This is a genomic window from Arthrobacter sp. B1I2, assembly GCF_030816485.1.
Classification (GTDB): Bacteria; Actinomycetota; Actinomycetes; order Actinomycetales; family Micrococcaceae; genus Arthrobacter.
The window spans coordinates 1,611,196-1,634,683 of sequence record NZ_JAUSYC010000001.1 but is presented as its reverse complement, the minus strand read 5'-3'; the positions used below and the strand labels follow the sequence as shown (position 1 = coordinate 1,634,683).

Sequence of the window (23,488 nt, the reverse complement as noted above, 5' to 3'; positions counted from 1 at the left end):
TGGGAGCGATCCGTGCTTTGGCAGGAGAAGTTGGGCGGTTCTCCCACAGCGATGCTCCTATAGACGTCAAATTGAACAAGGCCAGTCAGCCTTAGCGTAATTTTTCTCGTTCAGGTCTTTAAAGGGACTCCATGCTGCACGAGTTGGTAGGACTCGATTAGATCCAGCAGGCTTCCGGTTCGGCCGCAGCGGGTCTTCAAAGCGAGATGTCGAGAAAATCAGCAACTGCGGCGTGGCCGGTCACTTGGAGTCTCCAGTCGGGGCGTTTGAAAGTGCCGGGTGTCAGGCGGGTCCTTTGAATCTCCTCCCGTCTCGCGTCCCAGCTCACCCGTTCGACCCCGTTGGGCTCGTATCCCAAGGAACGAGATACTCCCAAAGATGCTGCGTTCCAGGACATCGCCTCTGACTCTGATACCTCTGCATGCATCCAGTCGAACGCGTAGCAGGCTGCAGCTGCGCGCATTTCTTTGCCTAATCCCTCGCCCTGACGTGATCGCGTAAGCCACGATGCAGTTTTGACTGTCTTGAGTACAGCAAAATCACGGGCGCCGAGATTTTGGCATCCCACAAAGTCTCTTTCCTGCCAGACCCCCAACAGCAGTTTCCATGACGCTGGTGTAGCTTCAGCCCGTGCACGCCAAAAGCGTTGCGCCATGGATGCTCCGAGCTCGGCTTTCGGTAGTTCCGCCCAAGCGGTACTGAACGGATTCATGCCTGGCTCGTAGATTCCGCTCCGGGCCGCGTCAACGGCGGGAGGAATATCAGCATCGGTGATTGGTCGCAGGATCAGTCTCGGCGTGGTGAGAACCAGACCAAAAATCGGCCAGACCTCGTTGAGTTCTTTCATCCGGCTCCGACCAGACCGCCGATGATTGCAGGGCCAAAAATGGCCATCCGTCGCCCTTCCCCCGGAGAGCGCTCCGGACTGGAGCGCTGCTCATCGGAGCATAACGCAGCGGCACTGTCAGAGTAATTTCAATGGCGCAGGAGAAGGTTCAAACCGACGAACAGGAGCCCGATGCCGAGAAGCCCAAACATCACCCCAATCGCCAGCCAGGTCCCCTCGCTCATGGCTTTAGCCGCTTCGCGGCCTCGCCTGCCGGCGAACATCGGGCCTTGATTGCTGATGCACGCCCGGAACGTAGGATCCGCAGGCATTCAACGGGGCCGTCCTTGGCCTTCGGGATCGCTTTCGTCCGTCCCTCAAGTACCGACTTGGCGGCCTGATAGGCATCCAGTGGATCGGACTTCCCCTTGAGTCGGCGGGCGGCCCGGTTCGGGCGGTTCACCTCCAGCACGGTGAGCCCTTCACCTCGGAGGGTTCTGGCGAGCTCGGCGCCATAGGACCCTGTTCCTTCAACACCGACGGCGATGACTGTGCCGTAGCTGGTGATGAAATCGATGATTTTCCGGTATCCGGATCCCACGGCTAGGAATTCCTGGTCCGCCAGGGGTTTGCCGTGTTCGTTGATGACGGCTACGTGGTGTGTGTCGGCGTGGGTGTCGATACCCGCGATGACTTTTGTTGGTTCGCTTGCCAAGATGGAAATCGCCCCTCAGTCGAGTTCGATACTGATCGGGCGCGGGCCAGGTGGGCAGACAAAACGGTAATGGGACTGGTCGTAACAGGCTCCTATGAGGTCATGTCCGCCTGGCTCGACACCCCTTTTAACGGACCTTGAGCCGGCGGACAGATCGTCGGGAAGACAGTGCCGCCAGGCACGTCAATTTTTGGCTGGGTCACGCCGGCTCAAGGACTGTTCCAGTATTACCGTATTTGGTACCCGTCCAAGGTGCCGCTGAACAGTGAACTGGCCGCAGCAGCAGGAAATTCGCGCCAGGACAGACGCGTAGCTCGGCGTCCAAAATGATGTCGGCACGCGCAGTCTGCTCTCCGTCGGCACCCTTGTGGGATCTAGTCGGTGGGAATCGGGCTGGCCTGGATGATGATGTTCGTTCCCCACAGATCCTCCGTGTAGCAAGTGATCAGGACCAGCCCGCCCGGAACCTTGTCCCAGATGGCACTGTCCTTGAGGGTGTCTTTGTACTCCGTGGTGATTTTGTCGATGGTGAAGACCAGCGGCCCTTGAGCCGTTGTCACAGTCAACAGGTCGCCGGTTTTTGCGCGGGTGCTGATCTCATTGAAGGGCGTGGCGAGCCCCTCCCAACTGTGCCCCACGATGTACGTAGTGTTGGTGGACCCTGCTCCGGGCATACCGTACGGGGTCAGCCAGTAGGCATCAGTGGTGGGGGGAGGAACGATGGAGCCGAGGCTCGTCTCCTGTGCCGTTGGAGAGAGGGGCAGCACAGCTTGATCCATCCCCACAGCGGCGTACGTGATGCGCGCTGGCGGTGACGCGCTTTCCGCCTGCTGCGCACTCGCCTGTACCGCCCGTTCCTCCCGAGCATCCGACGGCGGGATGGGTGCAGGGGCCGGTTCAGGAACGAGGACGGGGGCGGACGTAGGCGGACTGGTCGAGAACAAGGACTGCGGCGGCGGCCCTGCACTTAGTGGCGGGGAGGACGCGCCTCCCAGGAGCACTGCCGCCAGGAGAGCCGTCCCACCGAGGGAAAGGACAGAACCCCGCCGCAAGGCCTACTCCTGGCTGCTCCGGCGCCTGTTTGTCATCAACCGGGCCCCGAAGACAAGAGTTGTTGTGACTGCAAGGCCGGCAACGAGCGCACCGAACACCACCGGGCGTTCGGTTGGAAGGCTTGCCGCCGTGTCCACGTTGGTGCCCTGGTTCCTGCCCCCTGACCCCGTCCCTGCAAGCGGCACTGCTGTTGCAGGCGCGGACGATGCAGTGTCGTCGCCGCCTGGTGCATTGGTGGTTGTTGCATCACTTCCTGTTGCGGCCGGCGTCGGGTTTTCCGTGGTTGTTCCGGACGGAGTCGCAGTGACGGAGCTTGTTGCGGTCGCGCTTTCCGAGGTTGTCGAAGTGGGCGTCGCCGTAGTTGTTGCGGTCTCCGTGGGAGTGGCCGTCGCCGTCGCCGTGTCTGTGGCGGCGGGCGGCGTGGTTGACGCTGGAGCGCAGGCGGGGCTGGTGATCACGTTTGTATCGAGGGAGACCTGCCCGTTCCGGGCCAACGCCCGTCCCTCCACTCTCGCACTGGTTTCCACGGTGATGGAGGTAAGCGCAAGGATGGTCCCTTTGAAGCTCGATGCCGTACCCAGCGTGGCCGAACTGCCCACCTGCCAGAACACGTTGCAGGCCTGTGCACCGTTGATCAGGATGACGCTGCTGGCTGAAGCGGTGACCAGGGTTGAAGCCACCTGGAAGACAAACACCGAGTCGGGATTGCCCTGGCCGTCAAGGGTGAGCTGCCCGCTGAGTGCCAAAGAACTGGTGGACTTGTAGACACCGTCTGTCAGTGTCATACCGACAAGGTCCCCTGAAACACTGGTTGTCAACGGCTGTCCTGCCGCCGTGTTATAGGCAGTGATGACATCCGATTGCGCCTGCAGGGCCACTGCATCTGCTGCGTGGGTGCTTCCGCCCGCGATCCCCGGCGGAAACCCAGTAATCGCTGTCCCTGGGCTGACGCCCAGGTCCCCTTGAAGTGTTGTTGGACCTGTGTTGGTCACCGCGGAGCCGGCGAGTACGGAGTAGGAGGCGGCTGTGCCAAGTCCTACTGTGGTGGCCGCGAATGCCGGCGACTGTTGCCACATCAAGGCCACCGCGAGGAGAACAATACCGGTGGCACCACCGGCCGTTGCTGCTGCCTTACGACGCCCTGACGCCCCCATTGTGCGCTGATATGACCCACTTTGTTGCACAGACCTGTATTGCATGGCAGTTCCTTCCCCCAGCGGGCAGATGCCCGGAACACTGCCTGACAAAATTGTGAGGGAGCGATACCGAGCGACTTTACGCCTCAAATGCCGGTCCACCTAGGGCCTCCGCAAACCCGAACGAGCCCGCAAACGGGAAACTGAACCCCCGTTTTTGCCGGGAAATATTATCTTGCCTCGTCAGAGCCTCAACGGGCTGCGCTGCCCCTGCTTATTGCCGGGTGAACTCCCGCAAAAGATTATTCAATTCGTCGGACATTTCCGGGGTCACGGCGTCAGCCGTCCTCGAACCGCCGCCTCCTTCGCTTTCCTTGCAGGAGTCCTCCGCAAAGGTTTCACCCCCACATGTTCAAATAGGAGGGTTTGCACCGGCTGCCCGAGTCCAACCGCGGCCTCGGCCCAACGGAAGGAAATAAGCACACATGACCGAACGCCAAGACCATCCTCCGGTTCCCACTCCAGGGAGCGCCCAAGGCCTGGACCAGAAGGTTGAAGGCGGGTGCCCGGTGGCCCATGGCAGCGCCACGGCCCACGGCAGCGAAAGTGAAAACCCGGCGATCGATTCGCCGCAGCCCAAGGGGCACCGGCCGCGGACCGTCCAGGATTGGTGGCCCAACCAGCTGGATCTCTCCGTGCTGCACGCGCACAGCCAGGCGGGCAACCCGCTGGGCCCCGGCTTCAGCTACCGGGAGGAATTCCAGAAGCTCGACGTCGAAGCACTCAAGCAGGACATCACCGAGGTCCTGACCACCTCCCAGGACTGGTGGCCGGCGGACTTCGGCCACTACGGCGGTCTCATGATCCGCATGAGCTGGCACGCGGCCGGCACCTACCGCGTCCACGACGGCCGCGGCGGAGCGGGCGACGGCGGCCAGCGGTTCGCGCCGCTGAACAGCTGGCCGGACAACGCCAACCTGGACAAGGCCCGGCGCCTGCTGTGGCCGGTCAAGCAGAAGTACGGACAGAAGCTGTCCTGGGCCGACCTGCTGGTGCTCGCCGGCAACGTGGCCCTGGAGTCCATGGGCTTCAAGACCTTCGGCTTCGCGTTCGGCCGCGAGGACGTGTGGGAGCCCGAGGAGATCTTCTGGGGCCCCGAGGACGCATGGCTGGGCGACGAACGCTACATCGGAGAAAGCCAGATGTCCGAAGAGGTCGGCTCCACCGAAATGGGCCTGATCTACGTCAACCCGGAAGGCCCCATGGGCAACCCGGACCCGCTGGCCGCCGCGGCGTTCATCCGGGAGACGTTCAAGCGGATGGCTATGAATGACGAGGAGACCGTGGCGCTGATCGCCGGCGGCCACACTTTCGGCAAGACGCACGGAGCGGGCGACGCCGACGCGCACGTCGGTCCCGAACCTGAAGGCGCCAACTTGGAGGCCCAGGGCCTGGGCTGGCTGAGCACGTACGGTTCCGGAAAGGGCGCGGACACCATCACGTCCGGCCTTGAGGTGACCTGGACGGACAAGCCCACGCAGTGGAGCAACCGGTTCTTCGAGATCCTGTTCGGCCATGAGTGGGAACTGGTTCAGAGCCCGGCAGGTGCCAAGCAGTGGGTGGCCAAGGATGCCGAGAAGATCATCCCGGACGCCCATGACCCGGAGAAGAAACACCGGCCCACGATGCTCACCACCGACCTGTCGCTGCGCGTGGACCCCGAGTACGAGAAGATCTCCCGCCGCTTCCTGGAGAACCCGGACGAGTTCGCGCTGGCGTTCGCCAAGGCCTGGTACAAGCTGCTGCACCGCGATATGGGTCCCGTGGGCCCGCACCTGCTGGGACCCTGGGTCCCGGAGGCCCAGCTGTGGCAGGACCCTGTCCCGGAGGTGGACCACGAGCTGATCAACGAGCAGGACATCGCCCAGCTCAAGGCCAAACTCCTGGACTCTGGCCTGACCATCCCGCAGCTTGCCGGCACGGCCTGGGCTTCCGCTGCCACGTACCGCAAGACGGACCGTCGCGGCGGCGCCAACGGAGCCCGGATCCGGCTGGAGCCGCAGCGCAGCTGGGAGGCCAACGAGCCCGAGCAGCTGTCCACCGTTCTTCAGACGCTTGAGCAAGTGCAGGAGGAGTTCAACTCCGCGCAGGCCGGCGGCAAGAAGGTCTCACTCGCAGACCTGATCGTCCTCGGCGGGGCCGCCGCCGTGGAAAAGGCCGCAGCCGACGCCGGGTTCCCCGTCACTGTGCCGTTCCGTCCCGGCCGTACGGACGCCTCGCAGGAGCAGACCGACGTCGAATCCTTCCAGTACCTGACGCCGCGGGCCGACGGGTTCCGCAACTACCTGCGCCCGGGCCAGAAGCTTCAGCCGGAAACCCTTCTGCTGGACAAGGCCTACATGCTGGACCTCTCCGCTCCGGAGATGACGGTGCTCGTGGGCGGCATGCGGGCCCTGGGCACCAACGTGGGCGGTTCCAGCCACGGTGTGCTGACGGACAAGCCGCAGGTCCTGACGAACGACTTCTTCGTCAACCTGCTTTCGCCGGGCACCAAGTGGAAGGCGTCCGAGTCGGAGGAGAACGTCTACGAGATCACCGATGTTGCCACCGGCCAGCTGAAGTGGACGGCCACCCCTGTGGACCTGGTCTTCGGTTCCAACTCCCAGCTGCGCGCCCTGGCCGAGGTCTATGCCAGCGACGACGCCAAGGAGAAGTTCGTCAACGACTTCGTGGCCGCCTGGGCCAAGGTCATGGAGCTGGACCACTTCGACCTGGCGTAACACGGTGAACTGACCAGGGTGGCCTGAACCCCCGTCCGGGCCGACTGCATCCGCAGCCGGCCCGGACTGCTCATAATGCCGTTCAAGTAGGGTGATTACCCGAAATGTGGGGGGTTATTGCGGTTATTCCCGATATTGCCCGCACATTGAAGAGGGGTTATCGCCCGCATTGTGGGGGGTTATTGCCCGTAAAAAGGGGAAGTATTGCCCATTAAAAGGGGGTGATTACCCGATGAGGACACACAGTTCGCTATGCCAGAATGGGCGTGGTTTCGCTTGTCCGCGATGGGAAATTCGCAGAAAGCAAGGTCGTGTCTGGCCGCGTTACTCAGTTCTTATGCCGCCAGTTCCGTCCCCGCGATGCCGGGGGCCTGCCGGGTTGCGGGTGGCAATTCAGCATTTTCCTACAGCCATGGCACCCCATGAGCCTGAATAAGGCGTCCCAGTAATCGGAACTGGCGGTGGAGCCGTCCCGATCAATGATGGGAACGGAGATCATGGCCCGGTTCCTCCGCCAAAGCCTTGACGTTGGCCCTAAAACGAACCGCACCGGAATATCCGGAGTGATTCGGCACGCAGGATGCCAGCGCGATGCGCAGTGAACTATCTCTCCCCACCAACGGGACCAAGGACGGCGCCCTCCGCAAAGTGGAACCGCCGGAGGTCACTTTCACTGCCCCGGCCCTTCCTCTGCAACGGGTGCTGTTCGCCAGTGCCGAGGCCTACCCGTTCATGAAGGTGGGCGGACTGGCTGATGTCAGCAGTGCTCTGCCGAAGAGATTATCCGAACTGGGCCTTGACGTCCGTCTCGTGATCCCTGCCTACAGAGGCCTCGGAGGCAGCCCGGTGCTGACGATCGACGTGCCGTTCGGTCCGATCACCGAGCGCGTCATTGTTCGCCGGCTCCAGTCCTTGAGCGCCGTGGACGTCCTCGCACTCGACGCTCCGGGGTGGTTCGACCGGGAGTTACCGTACAGCTACCAGGACAACGATGTCATGCCGTTTGTGCTGTTCTCCAAAGCAGTCACAGCTCTGGCTGCCCAGGAAGAATGGCGTCCGAACATCATCCACTGCAACGACTGGCATTGCGGGCTCGTGGCGCAGGAAGCCCGGCAGGGACTGCACAGGCAGGCGTTAGCAAGTACTGGGATCGTCTTCACCATCCACAACATCACCTATCAGGGGCCTGTAGGAGCGGCGACCAACCAGCTGATAGGACTGCCGGAGGGTGGAAGTCTCCTCGAACGTGGTATCGCGTTCGCAGACCGGATTAACACCGTTAGTCCCCGTTACATGGAGGAGATCCTCACCCCGGCCCTTGGAGCGGGTTTGGACGGGCTGCTGCGCGCGCGCAGGGGCGCCGCCCGCGGCATCCTTAATGGCGTCGACTACGCCGAGTTCAGCCCCGGGCAGGACCTGTGGATCGACACCCGCTACAACGGGGACTTTATCGCAGGCAAGAGCGCGAACAAGAAAGTCCTGCAGAAGCTGAGCAACCTGGAGTCCTCTCCAGACCGACCGGTCTTCGGCATGGTTGCCCGGCTGGTATCCCAGAAAGGGATCAGCCTGCTGACTTCCGCTGTGGAGCAGTTCGTCGCCCGGGGAGCCCAGGTGGTGGTGCTGGGCGAGGGTGCGCCCCGGTACCGGCGCCAACTGCAGTCCGCCACCCGGCGCTACCCCGGAAAGCGTAAGCTACCATCCCACTTCGAGTGAGTCCCTGGCCCGGCAGGTTTACGCAGGCAGCGACTTCTTCCTTGCGCCGTCCGTTTTCGAGCCCTGCGGGCTGACGCCGCTGATCGCCCTGAAATACGGCACCATCCCCGTCGTGCGCCGCACCGGTGGCCTCGCGGACACCGTGACGGATTACGTCGAGGACCCGGCCGAAGGTCTGGGTTTCGTCTTCGTGCAACGCCGCGTCGCGTCCATGCTGTCCGCTGTGGACAACGCACTTGCAGTCTACTCACGGGTGCCCGAAATGAACTGTCTCCAGCGGCGGGCAATGAAGGCGGACTTCTCCTGGCGGGTGCCTGCGCGTGAGTACTTGGCCATGTACGAGGAGGCCCTGCACTCACGCAGCAACGTGGAGGTCCGCCGGAGCATCGAACAGATCGGCCAACCGGGACACCCGTCGAGGCCGTGTCCCGCTCCGCTTCCCTTGGCGCTCGTCCATCATGCCAATCAGTTCCTGATTACCGACGGCTACAAGGACCGGGAGGGCCTGACCTCGCTCGTCAGGGGGTACAGTGCGCTGCTGCGGATGCACGAGAAGTACCGCGTCCCGCTGAACCTCCACTTCTCCGGGACGCTGATTGAAGCCATAGCCTGGCAGCACCCTTGGTTCCTGGCGGAGGTCCGCCGGCTTTGCGACGTCGGCCTGGTCTCACTCACGGGCGGGACATACTCGGAAAACATCCTTACCGCCTTCGATAGGGAGTACAACCGGCGGCAACTGCTGGAGTTGTTTTGGCTCTACCGGCACCACCTCGGGTGCGCCCCGGGCGACCTGGAAATCTGCTGGGTCCCTGAGCGGGTGTGGGATACGGACCGCCTTGCGAAGGTCCTGACCGATCCTCGGCTGCCAAACGGCGGATACCGTTACGTCCTGCTCGATGACCGGCTGCTATATCCCTCCGACGGTGCACACGGAGTCAGCGACAGGCTTGAATTTGACGGGGCTGACCCTGCCAGCCCTCCGCCTTCGGATGCCCTGCGCCCATACCGTATCAAGGGCGGGAAGGGCCTGCAGGTCGTGCCGATGTCCACCCGGCTGCGCTACTGGATTCCTCCTGCTGACAAGAGCCACTGGCGTAGCCTGGCCCGGGCCGCCGAGCTTCCAACTGCTCCCGGTGATGACAGCATCCTGGTCTATGCGGACGACATGGAAAGGAGCGCGGGCGTGGGGCCGTGGCATCCCAGTGCACTCGGTCGGTATGAGGAGTTCCTGCGCTGGCTTGCCACCCAGCCCAAGCTTTTACCTGTGAACCTCTCATCGTGGCTTCGCCAGCGCCGGAGGAGCCCCGGTGTTCGGGTTGTGGAACGCGGAACCTTCGTGGAACTGGCCAACGATTGGCACGCGGGAGAGGACTACAGCGGCTGGTCCAAGGACGAGGCGTGGGCCCCTTATCAGGAGTACCTCGCCCGGGCCCGCCGTGTGGTGGCCGACGCAGAGCAAGCGGGTGCAGAGCCCCGGCTGACGGCGCTGGCCTGGAAGCATGTCCTTGCTTCCGGGTATGAAACGGCATGGCACGACACTGACCACCCCGACCGGCTGCCGGCCGCCTGGGCAAAGGCTGTGGCCAGCCATGGCAGAGCCGCCCGCGTGTTGGCCGCCGCCGCCGTGTGGTTCGGCCGGCAGGCCCGCCGGCTAGAGGCCGAGATGGTTGACATTGACGACGACGGCGCCGAGGAGCTGGTGATGCGAAGCGAGCACCTGTTCGCGGTGCTCGCGCCGGAGCATGGCGGTCGGCTGGTCTACCTGGCGTACCGGGGCCCAAACGGAGGCGTTTTGGTGATCGGCAACCCCACTGACGACTGGAACCGCCAGGAGGAGCTGAACACTTACATGGACGTCCCAGCCAACCACCCCGGCGGCCTTGCCGATGGCGGAGGGGTCCATGACCGATACGAGGTCAGCATTCACTGGGGGGACGGCATAATCGTGTCGGAACTGAGGAATGTGCAGGAGGACAGCCCTCTGTTTGGGTTGTGCAAAAGGGCGGTCCTTGATGACGCTGTTCCTTCCCTGCTGGTGGCCTATGACCTGCCCCCGGGCGCAGACGGGATCACCGTCCATACGTGCCTGTCGCCGGACTACTACCGGTTACTCCGCCACGGTGTGGCAGAGCTGCAGCGTACTGGAGGAACCAGCTGGCAGGGCGCCTCCAACCGGGCAACACAGGTATGGGTAGCGCTGGCCGACGACGAAGACAGCGCGTGGTGCGACCCGGAAGCACCGGAACCGGGGCACGGCGTCCTCATCAGCCTGCGCGCCCAAGCAAGATCCTTCCACCTGCTCATCGGTCTCGGCGAGATCAACGAGGAGGTCGCCCAAGAAACGGTGAAGTCGGCCCGGGAACGGCTCGCCGCCCTGGCCGCACGCGAGCTGACGGGAGACCGGGCATGAGTGCACCAAACCCTGACACTGATGCACGTGCGCAGAGGCACGCGATTGCCGAGGCTCTGCTCGCCTCGCCGCCACCGCTTGATGCCCTGCCTCCGGGACGGGCGCAAGTGCTCACACGCTCGGTTGTGCACGCCTCCCGAAGCCGGCCCGTTGTCCGGTGGACCGTAGCCCTTGACTCAGGGTCCGGTACCTCGACTCTGCTGGCAGTGATCGGCAAGGCCTACCTTGCCGGCGGCGGCGAGCAGGCATGGCGGCTGCTCGGGAGCCTGCGTCAGGTTGGCTTCGACGACGCACAGCTCAGGGTCCCTGCACCATACGGGTTTGACCCGTCCCGTCAGCTCCTCGCGCAGGAGGAGGCCCCGAGCACCACGCTGCATTCACTCCTTGACGGCGACCCACGGTCCGCCGCGCCCGAAGCGGGCCGAGCAGGGCGCTGGCTGGCCCGCCTCCACCATGTCAGGGGTGTTCATGTGCCCGATCTGGCGGCAGACTTCGAGCGGCTCAAGCTGGCCGAGTATGCGGAGGCGTTGGCCGGGCTCTTGCCCCAGGCCGCCGCCAGAGTGACCGAGCTCGCCGCAGCCACCGTTGAGGAGCTGGCCGGGGCGGACGGGGCCTGCGTGCTCACACACGGCGACTTCCAACCCAAGAACATCCACTTGGACCGGAACCGTCTCGTGGTAATCGACTTCGACCGCGCCGCATGGGCCCCTGCCGGGCGGGACCTCGGCCATTTCGTCGGGCAGACCCTGACCATGGGCGCCTCCCGTCATGGAAACCTGGCGGCCGCCGTGCCCTGGGTGGACACGTTCCTGGAAGACTACCTGGCTGCCGGCGGCGATGAAGGAGCAGTCCGGTCGGTCCCTGCCTACGTTGCCCGTACCTTCGCAGAGGTCCTTTTCTACCGCCTCGTGGTGCGCCCGGTCAAGGACTCCGCGTTCGTCCCAGACTGGCTGGACGCTTGGGAAGGGGCCCTCAGCGCCGCCGCGGGAAAGTGGTCCCGGTGAGGCGAACCAGCAGGCGCCGGACTCCCATCGCTGCCGCAGCGGCACACCCGCAAGGCACTCCTATTCCGGTCATGCAGGCCCACATGATCTTGCGTACCTTCGGGCCGTTCCTGCGCCCGCAATGGCCCGGCTGCCTGCTGGCCGCGCTACTCGCGGTCGCCGGGACGGGCATCGCGCTGCTCAAGCCGTGGCCGTTGAAGTATCTCTTCGACGAAGTGCTGTTGCCCAGCGGGAACCCCACCAGTCAGGACATCCAGTACATCCTTATCCTGGTCGTCGTGGCGCTGGCCGGCATCGCCGTGCTGGACTCCCTGGTCGGTGCGGTCCGAAGCTATATCCTGACCGTGGTCGGCGAACGTGTCGCGGCATCAATCCGCACCGAGCTCTACGATCATCTGCAGCGGCTGCCCCTTGCATACCACGAAGGAACACCAACAGGTGAACTGACCACCCGCCTGACCGGAGACGTCGACAAAGTGCGGGCACTGCTTACCGTGACGTTCGTTGACGCCTCAACGCACGTGCTCACGCTGGCCGGCATGACCGGGGTGCTGCTCATCATGGACTGGCAACTCAGCCTGGCACTGCTGTTGGTGCTGCCACTGTTGCTGCTCACGGTGTCCAGCTTTCGAGCCCGCATCCGCACTGTGGAGGAAAACGCGCGCGACAGCGAGGGCGACCTGGCGGCGGTAGCGCAGGAGTCACTGGTAGCGATCAAGCTGGTAAAGGCCGCAGGACGGGAAGAGGACGAGTCCAAGCGCTTCCGCCGCCACTCCGATGCCTCAGTCTCTGCTGTGCTGCGCTCGGCGCGCACAAGCGCGGCGTTTGGCGCTGCCGTGGATGCTGTGGTGGCTGTAGCCACCACAGCACTGATCTGGCTAGGAGCCCAGCGTGTGCTCGAAGGTGCCCTAACACCAGGAGACCTGGTCATCTTCACCTCGTACTTGCGTGACTTCTTCGGCCCAACACGCGCCCTGTCCAAGCTGCCCGCGCAGCTGACTCGTGCCGGAGTGCGCGCGGCGCGCATCGCTGACACCCTCCGGCGCAGCCCTGACATCCAGGACAAACCCGGTGCCGTTCCCGCCGGTCCACCCCGGAAGCAGCTGAGCCTGGACGGGGTCGGATATGCCTACGCCCATGACCGCCCGGTCCTGCGGGATGTGGACCTGACGGTCCCGGTGGGCAGCTCCCTGGCCGTCGTCGGACCCACCGGGGCAGGGAAATCAACAATCGCTGCCCTTATGTGCCGGCTGCAGGACCCCACCAGCGGCCGGGTCCTTCTGGACGGCACAGACTTACGTGACCTGACTGGCAAGAGCCTGCACGCCCAGGTGGGGCTGGTTACCCAGGACGCCGTGCTGTTCCGGGCATCCGTCCGGGAGAACATTGCATACGGCCGGCCGGATGCCTCGCTGGAAGAGGTCCAGGATGCAGCCCGCGCGGCCCAGGCCCACAACTTCGTACAGGCGCTGCCCCGCGGCTACGACACCGTGCTGGCTGAACGCGGGGCAACACTGTCCGGAGGCCAGAAGCAGCGCTTGGCGCTGGCGCGCGGTTTGCTGCAGGGCTGCCCTATCCTCGTGCTCGACGAACCGACGACGGGTCTGGACGCGCAATCCGAGCATGCGCTGCTGGAGGCCCTTCGGCAGGTGGCCTCCGGGCGGACCACAGTGATCATCACACATCGCATGGCTGCGGCCATGGCAGCGGACGAGATCATCGTCCTTGATGCGGGTCGGGTAGTGGAGCGGGGTACCCACCACCGGCTCCTCGCCGGCGGGGGCCTCTACAGCGAGATGTGCCGTCTACAGGGCATCACCGGCTTACGCCCTACGTGGAACGGCACCAGCCACGGCAATGGGCGCCACCCCTCCCCACAGTCCATAGTCGAACCTGACCAGCCCGCCACCTACCGGAGAGGAAGCCGACCGTGAACGAGCTTAATTTCCAGCCGGGCCCCACAGACCTGGCGGCTGGTGTCACCCGCAGCAGGACGCATGTACTGTCCGGCGTCACAGATCCCTCAACCGAGTCGGCAGAGCACGGGCTGCTCCACAGTTCCGTGGCCCGTCAAGGCGGCAGGCTGCCGGCCACCGCCGTCGATGAAGCCGCGCTGTTCCCTCTGCTGCAGAACGCATATGGCTTCGGCCGTTGGCGCTCCTGGCGCCGAACCGACAAGGGCTCATCGAACATCAGCTGGTTCGTCCAAACCGATGCCGGCGAGATGGTACTGCGCCGCTCACACAATCTGAAGACCGTGGCGGGGGCCCGGTTCGAGTTCGCCCTTCTTGAGCACCTGCGAGGGCACGGTTATCCCGCCCCACCCATCCAGCGGACGCGGGACGGCGGCATCTATTTCCAGGCTCAAGGCGTCCTGCACATGGTGATGGGCCTGCTGCCGGGAAGCGCCTACGATCCCGGCGACCCGGCCCAACTGGAGGCGGCTGCCCGGGGACTGGCCCGCTACCACTCCATCGTCTCGGAGCTAACGCCGGCAGGAGAGCCGAATCGGTCATCAGGGCTGGCTTCCCTGGGACAACTTGGGCAGGAAAACCTCTACGCGGCGGTCAACGTCGTCGTGCCGCTGCTTACCCCGCAGGCGGCAGCGGCAGTGGCCGAAGAGGCCCGGTATCTGGGCGAACGGATGGAGCAATTGAATGTCGGGCTCGGGCAGCGACAGAAGGAACTGCGCTCCCTGGTGATTCACGGCTCCTACGGCCAGTCGGCTGTGCTGGTCAACGGGCACCAGCTGACCGGGGTGCTTGACTTCGACCGATCCGCCTATGATCTCCTGGCCCTGGATTTGGCCTATGCATTGAGGTCTTTCTGCCGGGAAATCCCGAACCGCCCCAGCGGTCCGTCCCTCAACACTGACCGTGGCCGGGCATTTCTTCGCCACTACCGCAGCCATGCCCCCTTACCGGACGCGGACTTCGCGGCCCTGCCGGAGGTCTTCCAAGCCCAGCGGCTGATTGTGGTCGCCAAAAAGTGCCAGAACCTGCTGACAAAGCAAGCGATAGTACCCCGGCAGTCCAAGGACGCCCTCAGCTTTTCGCTGCTGCTGAAGCGCGAGTGCGCACGAGTGCGCTGGATTACCCATAACCCCTTCCCAGTAAAGGATGACGCATGAACCGCACCCAAATCCGATCCCAGCACCGCCATATCAAGGAGCAGCAGGTCAATCGTGCGGAACGGGTCTGTGAACCGGGGTTCCTCAACCGCTGTGTCCGCCCACACTTGAATCCGGCGCTTGCGGGCGCCTCGGACGGAGGTACGTGGACAACAAAGGTGATTCAGCTGGACGGATCGGGGGCTGCCACTGTAGAGATCAATCTCGACGGCGGCCCCCCTGTTTTCGCCAAGCTGTTCCCCTTCGACGACGGCCCTGCCGTGCACGCAAAATTGCAGGCCCTGCGCAATGTCGGGCTGGGGACCGGTTCCCCGTTCCAGGCTGTCGAGCCGCTGGCGTGGTGCGGGGACGAAAAGGTCCTGCTGTGCCGGGGTGCCCCGGGCAAGGCACTGTCGGAAGTGTTCCACGACGGCGCTGAACTTACCGAGGGCTGCGCACGGGCCGGATGGTGGCTGGCCCACCTGCATAAGGTGGATCTCCGGGTCGGGGCTCCACACTCCCTACTGGTGACAGGGGAACTGACGAGCTTGGCAAAACGCCTTGTCAAAGTGGTGACTGACCGTCCTGGCTACGCTGAGGTGGCATTGGGCATGCTCGAACGGTTGGACGACCTTACCCATGACACCGTGGACGGCGTCAATGCCCAAAGCCACGGGCAGTACCGGCCGATCCACGTCTTCCTGACCAAGGAAACTGTTACGGTGATTGATCTCGACCGCAGCGCCCCGGCGGACCCCGCCCGAGATGTGGCCGAGTTCCTCCACCGGCTGCGCCAAGGCGTTCACTCAGCCACCGGCGACATTTCCCGGGCCGACCAGCCGTGCAATGCTTTCCTCGGCGCGTATCGGGAGGCAGCGGGCGTCGAGCGGCTGCGAAACCTGCAGTTTCACTGGGCCCGGTATATATTCCACAGCCTCAACCGCGAGGTGAAAAGCGCGGACGCCGACTGGCGCAACGGCGGAGACGATGTATTCCGGCACTACCGGGAGGAGTTCTACCGGGTGGCAGAAGGGCGGGCAGGCGCATGACGTCAACTGTGGGCGTCCTGCTGGACCGTGCAGGGGTGGAGCTCCCGCTGTCCGAGCTCGCGAGCCTGTGGCCACTGGGCGGCTGGAACTCAGTTGCCCCCGTGGCAGGCGGCAAAAACGAGCACCTGCGCGTAGAGGCCGCGGATGGTGTCCACTACCTGCGCCGCTCCTACCGCTCCAAACCGCATGAGGAACTCACCCGCCAACTCCGCCTCATGCGGCTGCTTCGGGAGCGGGGATTCCCCGCACCGGAGGTGGCCTTCGCCAGCTCCGGCAAGGACCACGCCGAGCTGGATGGCCGTTTATGGATCGCCACGCGGGGAGTCGAAGGGACACCGTTCATCGATGCGTCGCCGGCGCATGTGCGGGCTATGGGACGAACACTCGCGCGGTACCACCAGACCGTGGCCGACCTTCCGGCCGCATTGACCGAACCCGCCGTGCTGGTTGAATTGCGCACACGGGCAAATGACGAAGGGGTAGAGCCGGCCCTGAGAACCCGGACCGCGCTCCTGGTCGCACAATTAACAGCAGTCCTGCCACACCTGCCCCGGGTGGTGGTGCACGGCGGTGCCCGGCGAGGCAGCCTGGTATTCAACGGCAGCGAGATAGCGGGCGTCCTGGACTTCGACAGTGCCCACGCGGACGTGCGCGTCCTGGACCTTGCCGTCGCCGTCCATGACGTCGGCAAGGTCTACACCCGTCCAGGCGAAGCCGACAATAAGGTCGCCCTCGACCTCAGCCGGGTCAATGAACTGCTGGCCGCCTACAGCCGGGAATTGCGGCCTACCGATGCAGAGATAGAGGCCCTGCCGCTGCTGCTGGAGGCCAAACGTTTGAAGCGCGGCCTGGGGCGGCTCAGCCGGTCACGGCACGGCGAACGGCTCTCCGACAATGACTACACGAAGATCCGGTTGGAAGACCAGCGAATCGCTTGGCTGGACAAGCACCGCAGCGCGTTGGCGGCCGCTGTTCGGAAAGCCCTGGCGCGGTAGGCGGGTTAGGCAGCAGCCAGCACGAAGCGCAGGGAAGACCACCATGGGTCTCCGCAATACGGCGGCCGGTCCCTCCCTTATGCCGTTGCACCTCCCCGGCAACGTAGGATTTTGTGATGGCCCAGCTCATCGCCCCAAACGGCAACCTCCACTCGTCCTGGCTTGAAGCCGCCGCAGAGTTTGCCGGAGCCCGGCAGGACGGTGCGGGTGCGGACGGCTGGTCCCTTGACGATCTCAACGACATCCAGGTATTCCGCCGCTTCGTCGACCTCCTCGTCAAAGACGCGCTGCCCGAAACGGTGCGGAAGCCCGGGTACGTGCCCTGCACCTACCTGTGGATTGTCGACGGCGGCACCTTCCTCGGTTCGCTGGCGATCAGGCACCAGCTGAACGACTACCTCCTCAACGAAGGCGGGCACATCGGCTACAGCGTCAGGCCCTCCGTGAGGCGGCGCGGCCACGCTGCGAAAGCACTTGCCGACGCGCTTCCCTTAGCACGGGCGCTGGGGATCGAACGGGTCCTGCTGACCTGCGATGAGGACAACGCCGGATCACGGGCAACCATCGAAAAGAACGGCGGCCGGTACGAGGACACACGCAACGGCAAGCGCCGCTACTGGATAAACAACGCTTAGACGGGCGTGGGTGGCAGACTGGCCCGGTGATTACCGAACATGCTCTGCTTCCCGTCATCCCAGGCCTTGAGAAGGAATTCGAGGCCGCTTTCGGCCAGGCCCGCCCCATCATTGCCTCGATGCCGGGCTTCATCTCGCTGTCGCTGTCGCGCTCGATCGAATCCCCAAGCACCTACCTGTTGCTGGTCGAATGGGAGTCGTTGGAGGACCACACGGTCGGTTTTCGTGGCTCCCCGGAGTACCAGCAGTGGCGGTCGCTGTTGCACCGCTTCTATGAGCCGTTTCCCGTCGTGGAGCACTTCGCGCTGGTTGACTCCCGCACGCAGCTGAAGCACCACTGAAATTGGGGGGAAGCCCCCGCGCGAGTCTAGCTCCAGCGCAGGGGCTTCCAGTGCTTCCTGCCGGGGAACTGACGTGGAAGCACTTAAAAAACTACGGGCCAGTAGCTTGCCCAGCTGCCCAAAAACAGCGGCTTGGGCCAATCTTGAGCCAACCTTGAGCAGTGCTCAAGGGACCTCAATCAGCTGGCTCGGCCGCGGCGTCCGGGTCCTCTTCGGGTTCGAAGGTGTTGGGCTCGGCGCCGTCGGAAATCCCGACGCCGTCCTTACCTCCGGGGATCCCGCCGTCGGCGTTGCCTTCCCCGGCCGCCGCGCCCTCCTGCGGCTCGTCCTCCGGCAGTGAATCAGGTGAATTGATGGACATCGCTCCTCCTTCTGTGGCTGGGCCTCCACGCTAACAGCCCCACGAGCAAAAGGCTCCTGACGTCGTCGAGACTTTCCCCGTTACTGGGTCAGGCGGTATCCGACTCCGCGCACCGTCTCTATCCAGCGGGGACGGCGCGAACGGTCACCAAGACGCCTTCGAAGATTGGCAAGGTGAACTTCCACCGCCCGTTCCTCACCCGTGCTGACGAACGAGCCCGTGTTGTACGGCTCATTCCGCAGCCTGCGCACGAGGTCGGCCTTGGTCTGGACCCTCCGGCCGTTTTCCATGAGCACCAACAACAGGTCGAACTGGGTGCGGGTGAGCTCAACAGGCACGCTGTCTATCGTGGCCTGCCGGGAGTCCTCATGCAGGGTGAGTCCCTTGTGGGCGAAGTCGTAGCGGTTCCGCAGTGGCTCATTTGTTCCTGCCGCCTCGTTCGTTGCCGGCAGGGACGGTCCGGTTTCGGTCTGCTCATCAGATTGGTGGTGCTTGCTGGCAGCGCCCTCGGCCTCGGCCTCGGTATAGCTGAGAACCCTTGGCCGACGAAGCATGGCACCGATTCGGGCGCGGAGTTCCCTGGGCCGGAACGGCTTAGGGAGGAAGTCGTCCGCGCCGGCGGCGAAGCCCATCAGGGCATCTGCCTCATCCACACGCCCGGTGATGATGATCAGATAGGCGTCGCTAAATGCCCTGATCCGCCGCAATGCCTCAAACCCATCAAAGTCAGGCAAGCCCACATCCATTAGGACGATGTCTGGATAACGGTTCCTGACGGCTTCTACCCCGTCATTCCCTGTGGACGCGGCCTGAACAGCGAATCCGGACTGCAGCAGTACTTCGGTGAGAACGGTACGAACATCGTCGTCGTCTTCCACCACCACGGCCACGCCGCGCTCCACCATTCATGCCCCCATGTTCAGAAAATTGTGTTCCTGCCGCCCGTGGCACCCTGGCACACGAAAATCGAACTGTCGAAATGTATTCGGAGTCGAATGTATTTTGGATGGCCGGCAAACTGCACCGTTGCGTATACAAGGAGATTACCCAAAACATTTGGTTAAAATTCGTATTCTTTCCGCCCGCCTGTGATTTCGCTGATCTTTCTCGAAAATTGCGTATTTGTTGAGGGCAAATGCCGCTTACGTTGAGAATCGGTTCAAGGCCACAAAAACCAAGCGGGCTATTGCCTTTTTCCTGGCAGGTGCCTGATGATCAAGCTGTGCTCAACTGGGGGCGCGACCTTGCTCGCTGGGAGCATCCGATAAGGGGCGTTTGCATGGCCTGTCTTCGCTTTTCGTTCTTCCATCCCTCACGCCGCGGCAAGTCGTGGGCGATGCTCATTGCCGTCGTCCTGGCTACGCTGGCAGGGATGGTCCCTGCGCAAGCCGCGGACACCACCCCCACCGATCCGAACCCCGGCCCGGCGGGGGACTTCACCTGGAAGGGCTTCAACTGGGAAAAGCGTTTCTGGGGCGGGGCGCCGCAATACAACAAGGTCTTCGCGGCCGGCAACGTCGGCAACCCGGACCCCAACGGCTACGTCACCCTGAATCTCACCAATCCCACTGGGGACGCACCGGTGGGAGCGGAATTCCAGTCCACCCGGCAGGGATTTGGCTATGGCACCTACAGCACCACAGTGGAAAAGGACCGCACTACCCTCCAAAAGGAAGTCGTGTGGGGCTGCCTCTTCACATACGACCCGGTCGCGGAACCTGGCTACAACGAGATCGACTTGTGCGAGGCTTCGGCCTGGGGTGGCGGAGCGGCCTACGGCCAGTCGTGGCCGGTCAGCCAGGGACACGGCTACTGGTTTGATGCCACAAAACCGGCAGGCCAAGGCAATAACACCGTGACCTTCGACGTGACGAACAGCCCCATCACCACGCACCGGATGGTGTGGGAACCGGGGCGGATCACGTTCGAGACCTTTGCCGGCGAAGGCTATACGGGCCCACTCCTGAAGCGGACGGTCCTCGAGGGCGCCACCGTGCCGGTCCCGGCCAAGGAACAGATCCACTTCAACCTTTGGGTAACAGGCGGAGGGGCCGGCGATCCTGCCCATGTGAAGCCCGAGAGCGTGGTGGTCCGGGACTTTTCCTTCACAGACGCCGCAGCACCTGCGCCTTCAGGGCAAGTGTCGGCCATCAAACTCAGCGCCTCCACCACCAAGTCCAAGTCCGTCAGGTCCACCGCCCTGACGTGGAGCGGGGCGACGGGTACGAACGTCACTCTCTGGACCAACAACACCCAGAAGTCGGTTCCCAATACGGGGAGTTTCACCACGAGCGTCAAGGGCGGCAGCACCACCACCTACAAAATCTGCGACGCCTCCGCGTGTTCCAATCCGGTCATCGTGACTACCTAGGGCCCGAGTCCCCGACATGGAAAATGCGGCATACCGCACTGGTATGCCGCATTTTCCATGTCGTCCCGGGTCCGCCGGCTGGAGCGTTGATGCACTTCCAGCCGGCGCCCCCTGGTGGCGGGCTACTTCGAGACGCGGACGGGGACGATCCTCTTGATGGCAAGGCCGAGAGCCAGGAGCGCAAAGGCGGCCAAGGCGAACCAGAACACGTCACCCGCACCGGTCATGGCCAGGGTTCCGGACCCGGCACCAGCTGCCGCGGGAATTGCTGGATTGTTGTACATGGGTTACCACGCTTTCTTCTTGTTGAATACTGCATCTGCATAGGCCTTCGCGTGGACTGCCTGCAGGAACAGGTCGATGACCAGCTCATACATGGTGAGGGCGGCCAGCATGTACCGCCACCCCCTGAGGCGCACAGTCACTACACGTTCGATCACGAAGACACCGGTCACGGCGAGCCAGAACGGCTGAATCTGCATTCCCGCCCCCGTGGCCAGTGCAACCGCCACCGTACTGAGGTAGGCGAGGGTCACCAGCACGCCAATCACCGAGAGGAACTGCCGGGCCCAATACGGACGGGTAACCCGGGTCCACCCATATTGGACGCAGTTTTCCACCGCACCCCGCTTCCAGCGCAGCCGCTGCGCCCATAGTTCACGCCAGGTGGGCATGACCTCGGTGACGAGTGTGCAGTCGGCCGGGGAGCGGATGCGGTATTTGAGTGTGAGCAATGCGAAGGACAGCTCGTTGTCCTCCGTGAGCACGGAAGTGTCATACACCCCGCCCCTGCCGTTTCCCGGCGGGAGCCCGCCGTCGAGGCGCGCTTGCACCACATCCTGGAGGGTCCTGGCCCTGAACAAGGCCGCTGTCCCGGTGACCACCAGGCACTTCCCTTTCAACCGGCGGACGTCCCGCGCGTATCGCGCATACTCGTTCCGCTGCAGGTGGCCCACAAAACCGCCGCCGTGGCCGCCGCTGAAGACGCCTCCCACTGCGCCGAGCCGTGAATCCGCCGACAGGTAGCTCACGGAGCGCTCGATGAAATCCGGGGAAAGCTGCGAGTCCGCATCCTGCACCAGAATTAGATCCTCGGCCGCGGAATCCGGCAGCAAATCTGCCAGAACGAAGTTCAGGGCCCCAGCTTTCCTGTCCCTGTTGCCCTCTGTCCTGACAACCTCGGCGCCTGCGGCCAGGGATATGTCCCCGGTGGCATCCGTACAGTTATCCGCCACAACGATGATCCTGTCCGGAACAATTGTCTGATTCCGGAGGGACCTGAGGGCTTCGCCAATTCCCGCTTCTTCGTTGTGGGCTGGGATTATGACGGTAATCACGCAATCACCGCCGGCCGGAAAAGCCACGGGCTGTTTACTGCCATGGATTTCCGCGCAAGGCACATCACTTCAACCACCCCAATTTCCGCTGCATCACTTTCTTTTGAGTGTTCCAACCGGACCTCAAATGAGCAGCAGAGAAGCGGCAACAAAGCTACAAAGTTGGGTCAAGAAGACCGGGCGCTAATAGAAATTTCCGCTGCCCACGCGTTGAGTTCTTGAGAAAAGACCTTGAGAAATAGCCGATAACGGCTGCGGGAGCAGCCGGACGAAGGGTCTAGACTCCTCCTGGCGAGCACTGTTACAAATGCTGTAACGCGTCAGTTGAATCGATACAAGCCGACTTCGGCGCCAGCACCCACTCATCACGCTCATCAAAGGAGATGACCATGCTTGTTAGCGCGAACAACAGAGATGCGACCAGTTCGACGGCGAAACGTGCGTTCGCTGGCAGTTTGACTGCCGCGGTCCTGCTCGCCGGGGCCGGGCTTACCGTCGCCGTCCCGGCCGCCAACGCCGAGCCCAGCAACTATCGCTTCGACTACGGCAACGGGCCAGTGGAGAAGGGATACAGCGGGGTCAGCGCAACGGACGCTTACAGTGCGGACAAACGCTACGGCTTCAACACTCCCGGTCACATGGCCGATGTCCCCGCGAAGGGGACCGGCGCCGGCAGCGATGCCGTGCGCTTCCTTGAGTTCGGCACCAAGAGCACCAACACCTTTAACGTGGACCTGAAAGAGGGCCTGTACAAAATCACCGTCACTTTAGGCGACACATCCCGCGCAAGCATCGCGGCCGAGGGCGTCTTCCAGGTCATGAACATGACCGGCAACGGCGCCACGGACTCCTTCGAGATCCCGGTGACGGACGGCCAGCTGAACCTGCTTGTCACCGAGGGCAAGGCCGGAACGGCATTCACACTCAGCTCCATGGAGATCGAGAAAGTCTCCCGCCAGCCGGAGATGGACCGCACCATCTGGGTGGGCGGCGACTCCACGGTGGCCAATTACTACCCCCTGGCATCGAGCGTGCAGGGCGGCTGGGGACAGCTGCTCCCCCAGTTCGTGGACCCTGAGGCCTTCGATGTCCGCAACATGGCGACGGGAGGCCAGATTGCCCGCGGATTCCGCAATGACGGCCAGCTCGAGGCAATCCTGCAGTACATCAAGCCCGGCGACCTGTTCCTCCTCGAGATGGGCATCAACGACACCGCAGCCAAGAACGCCACCACCGAGGCCGAGTTCAAGGAGATCATGCGGGACATGGTCCGTCAGGTGGCCGCCACCGGCGCCACTCCTGTCCTGGTCACGCCGCAGGGCCGGGCCACCGACTTCGCGGACGGCGTCCACAGCTCTGTGGACCGCTGGTACCGGCACTCCACCGTGGCCTTGGCCCAGGAAGAAAATGTGCCGCTGGTGGATCTGAACGTTTTGTCCTCCACGTACTTCACCGAAATCGGCCCGGCGGCAACCCTGGCCCTCTTCATGACCGGCGATACCCTGCACCCCAACCGGAACGGTGCAGCGGAACTGGCCCGGATCGTGGCGGATGACCTGGCACGGCAGGGCCTGCTGAGGGGCAGCGTCTGACCTGAGGAAGGGCAGACGAACCCAGGCAACAACGACGGCGGTGTGCGGCACCCATGGCATC

The 23,488-nt window shown here is 63.8% G+C and carries 20 protein-coding genes; 12 read left to right on the top strand and 8 right to left on the bottom strand.

The genetic code is table 11. The features are described 5' to 3' along the window. Positions 1–196 precede the first annotated feature (196 nt). The 4 genes from QFZ57_RS07575 to QFZ57_RS07560 all read right to left on the bottom strand — a co-directional run bounded on the left by QFZ57_RS07575 (position 197) and on the right by QFZ57_RS07560 (position 3,670). Positions 197–847 carry a GNAT family N-acetyltransferase gene (locus tag QFZ57_RS07575; protein ID WP_306899223.1) on the bottom strand — a complete coding sequence of 217 codons (651 nt, stop codon included), beginning with the start codon at positions 845–847 and terminating at the stop codon, positions 197–199. A 220-nt stretch (positions 848–1,067) separates the two neighbouring features. Then, complete coding sequence (locus QFZ57_RS07570; protein WP_306899221.1) at positions 1,068–1,541, bottom strand: IS110 family transposase; 474 nt, start codon at positions 1,539–1,541, stop codon at positions 1,068–1,070. A 374-nt stretch (positions 1,542–1,915) separates the two neighbouring features. Then, a complete protein-coding gene (locus QFZ57_RS07565; protein ID WP_306899219.1) occupies positions 1,916–2,308 on the bottom strand; it encodes a class F sortase in 393 nt (130 codons plus the stop codon). Positions 2,309–2,596: 288 nt separating this feature from the next. Beyond that, complete coding sequence (locus QFZ57_RS07560; protein WP_306901551.1) at positions 2,597–3,670, bottom strand: ice-binding family protein; 1,074 nt, start codon at positions 3,668–3,670, stop codon at positions 2,597–2,599. Between the two features lie 545 nt (positions 3,671–4,215). Here QFZ57_RS07560 and katG point away from each other — a divergent pair. The 10 genes from katG (at position 4,216) to QFZ57_RS07510 (ending at position 17,766) form a co-directional block, all read left to right on the top strand. Then, positions 4,216–6,510 carry a catalase/peroxidase HPI gene (katG, locus tag QFZ57_RS07555; protein WP_306899217.1) on the top strand — a complete coding sequence of 765 codons (2,295 nt, stop codon included), beginning with the start codon at positions 4,216–4,218 and terminating at the stop codon, positions 6,508–6,510. A 591-nt stretch (positions 6,511–7,101) separates the two neighbouring features. Then, positions 7,102–8,223 (top strand): glycogen synthase, encoded by a 1,122-nt coding sequence (locus QFZ57_RS07550; protein WP_306899215.1) that lies wholly within the window; start codon positions 7,102–7,104, stop codon positions 8,221–8,223. Then, positions 8,141–10,633, top strand: a complete 2,493-nt coding sequence (locus QFZ57_RS07545) for a glycosyltransferase (RefSeq protein WP_306899213.1) — start codon at positions 8,141–8,143, stop codon at positions 10,631–10,633. Before QFZ57_RS07550 ends, QFZ57_RS07545 begins: the two co-directional genes overlap by 83 nt. Next, the gene (locus QFZ57_RS07540) at positions 10,630–11,637 is read left to right on the top strand and encodes an aminoglycoside phosphotransferase family protein (protein WP_306899211.1); all 1,008 of its coding nucleotides are present in this window, start codon (positions 10,630–10,632) and stop codon (positions 11,635–11,637) included. The genes QFZ57_RS07545 and QFZ57_RS07540 overlap by 4 nt, the downstream gene beginning before the upstream one ends. Before the next feature lie 83 nt (positions 11,638–11,720). Then, on the top strand, positions 11,721–13,571 hold the full coding sequence (locus QFZ57_RS07535; RefSeq protein WP_306899210.1) for an ABC transporter ATP-binding protein: 1,851 nt from the start codon (positions 11,721–11,723) through the stop codon (positions 13,569–13,571). Next, positions 13,568–14,767 carry a phosphotransferase gene (locus tag QFZ57_RS07530; protein ID WP_306899208.1) on the top strand — a complete coding sequence of 400 codons (1,200 nt, stop codon included), beginning with the start codon at positions 13,568–13,570 and terminating at the stop codon, positions 14,765–14,767. Before QFZ57_RS07535 ends, QFZ57_RS07530 begins: the two co-directional genes overlap by 4 nt. After that, entirely contained in the window at positions 14,764–15,795 is a 1,032-nt protein-coding gene (locus QFZ57_RS07525) for a phosphotransferase (RefSeq protein WP_306899205.1), read from the top strand. Before QFZ57_RS07530 ends, QFZ57_RS07525 begins: the two co-directional genes overlap by 4 nt. Further along, on the top strand, positions 15,792–16,790 hold the full coding sequence (locus tag QFZ57_RS07520; RefSeq protein ID WP_306899203.1) for a phosphotransferase enzyme family protein: 999 nt from the start codon (positions 15,792–15,794) through the stop codon (positions 16,788–16,790). Before QFZ57_RS07525 ends, QFZ57_RS07520 begins: the two co-directional genes overlap by 4 nt. 116 nt (positions 16,791–16,906) lie before the next feature. Beyond that, the gene (locus tag QFZ57_RS07515; protein ID WP_306629827.1) at positions 16,907–17,425 is read left to right on the top strand and encodes a GNAT family N-acetyltransferase; all 519 of its coding nucleotides are present in this window, start codon (positions 16,907–16,909) and stop codon (positions 17,423–17,425) included. 26 nt (positions 17,426–17,451) lie between these two features. Further along, positions 17,452–17,766, top strand: a complete 315-nt coding sequence (locus QFZ57_RS07510; RefSeq protein ID WP_306629826.1) for an antibiotic biosynthesis monooxygenase family protein — start codon at positions 17,452–17,454, stop codon at positions 17,764–17,766. A 175-nt stretch (positions 17,767–17,941) separates the two neighbouring features. On the opposite strand, the gene QFZ57_RS07505 is transcribed toward QFZ57_RS07510, so the two are convergent. Further along, a complete protein-coding gene (locus QFZ57_RS07505) occupies positions 17,942–18,127 on the bottom strand; it encodes a hypothetical protein (RefSeq protein ID WP_306629825.1) in 186 nt (61 codons plus the stop codon). Positions 18,128–18,207: 80 nt separating this feature from the next. Further along, positions 18,208–19,032 (bottom strand): response regulator transcription factor, encoded by an 825-nt coding sequence (locus QFZ57_RS07500; RefSeq protein WP_306899199.1) that lies wholly within the window; start codon positions 19,030–19,032, stop codon positions 18,208–18,210. Positions 19,033–19,406: 374 nt separating this feature from the next. Between QFZ57_RS07500 and QFZ57_RS07495 the strand changes: the two genes are divergently transcribed. Next, positions 19,407–20,498 (top strand): hypothetical protein, encoded by a 1,092-nt coding sequence (locus tag QFZ57_RS07495; protein WP_306899196.1) that lies wholly within the window; start codon positions 19,407–19,409, stop codon positions 20,496–20,498. A 122-nt stretch (positions 20,499–20,620) separates the two neighbouring features. On the opposite strand, the gene QFZ57_RS07490 is transcribed toward QFZ57_RS07495, so the two are convergent. Then, a complete protein-coding gene (locus QFZ57_RS07490) occupies positions 20,621–20,782 on the bottom strand; it encodes a hypothetical protein (protein WP_306629822.1) in 162 nt (53 codons plus the stop codon). A gap of 3 nt (positions 20,783–20,785) precedes the next feature. Next, positions 20,786–21,835 carry a glycosyltransferase gene (locus QFZ57_RS07485; protein ID WP_306899195.1) on the bottom strand — a complete coding sequence of 350 codons (1,050 nt, stop codon included), beginning with the start codon at positions 21,833–21,835 and terminating at the stop codon, positions 20,786–20,788. 455 nt (positions 21,836–22,290) lie between these two features. On the opposite strand from QFZ57_RS07485, the gene QFZ57_RS07480 reads away from it, so the two are divergent. Continuing rightward, the gene (locus tag QFZ57_RS07480; protein ID WP_306899193.1) at positions 22,291–23,427 is read left to right on the top strand and encodes a rhamnogalacturonan acetylesterase; all 1,137 of its coding nucleotides are present in this window, start codon (positions 22,291–22,293) and stop codon (positions 23,425–23,427) included. The last annotated feature ends 61 nt before the right edge of the window (positions 23,428–23,488 follow it).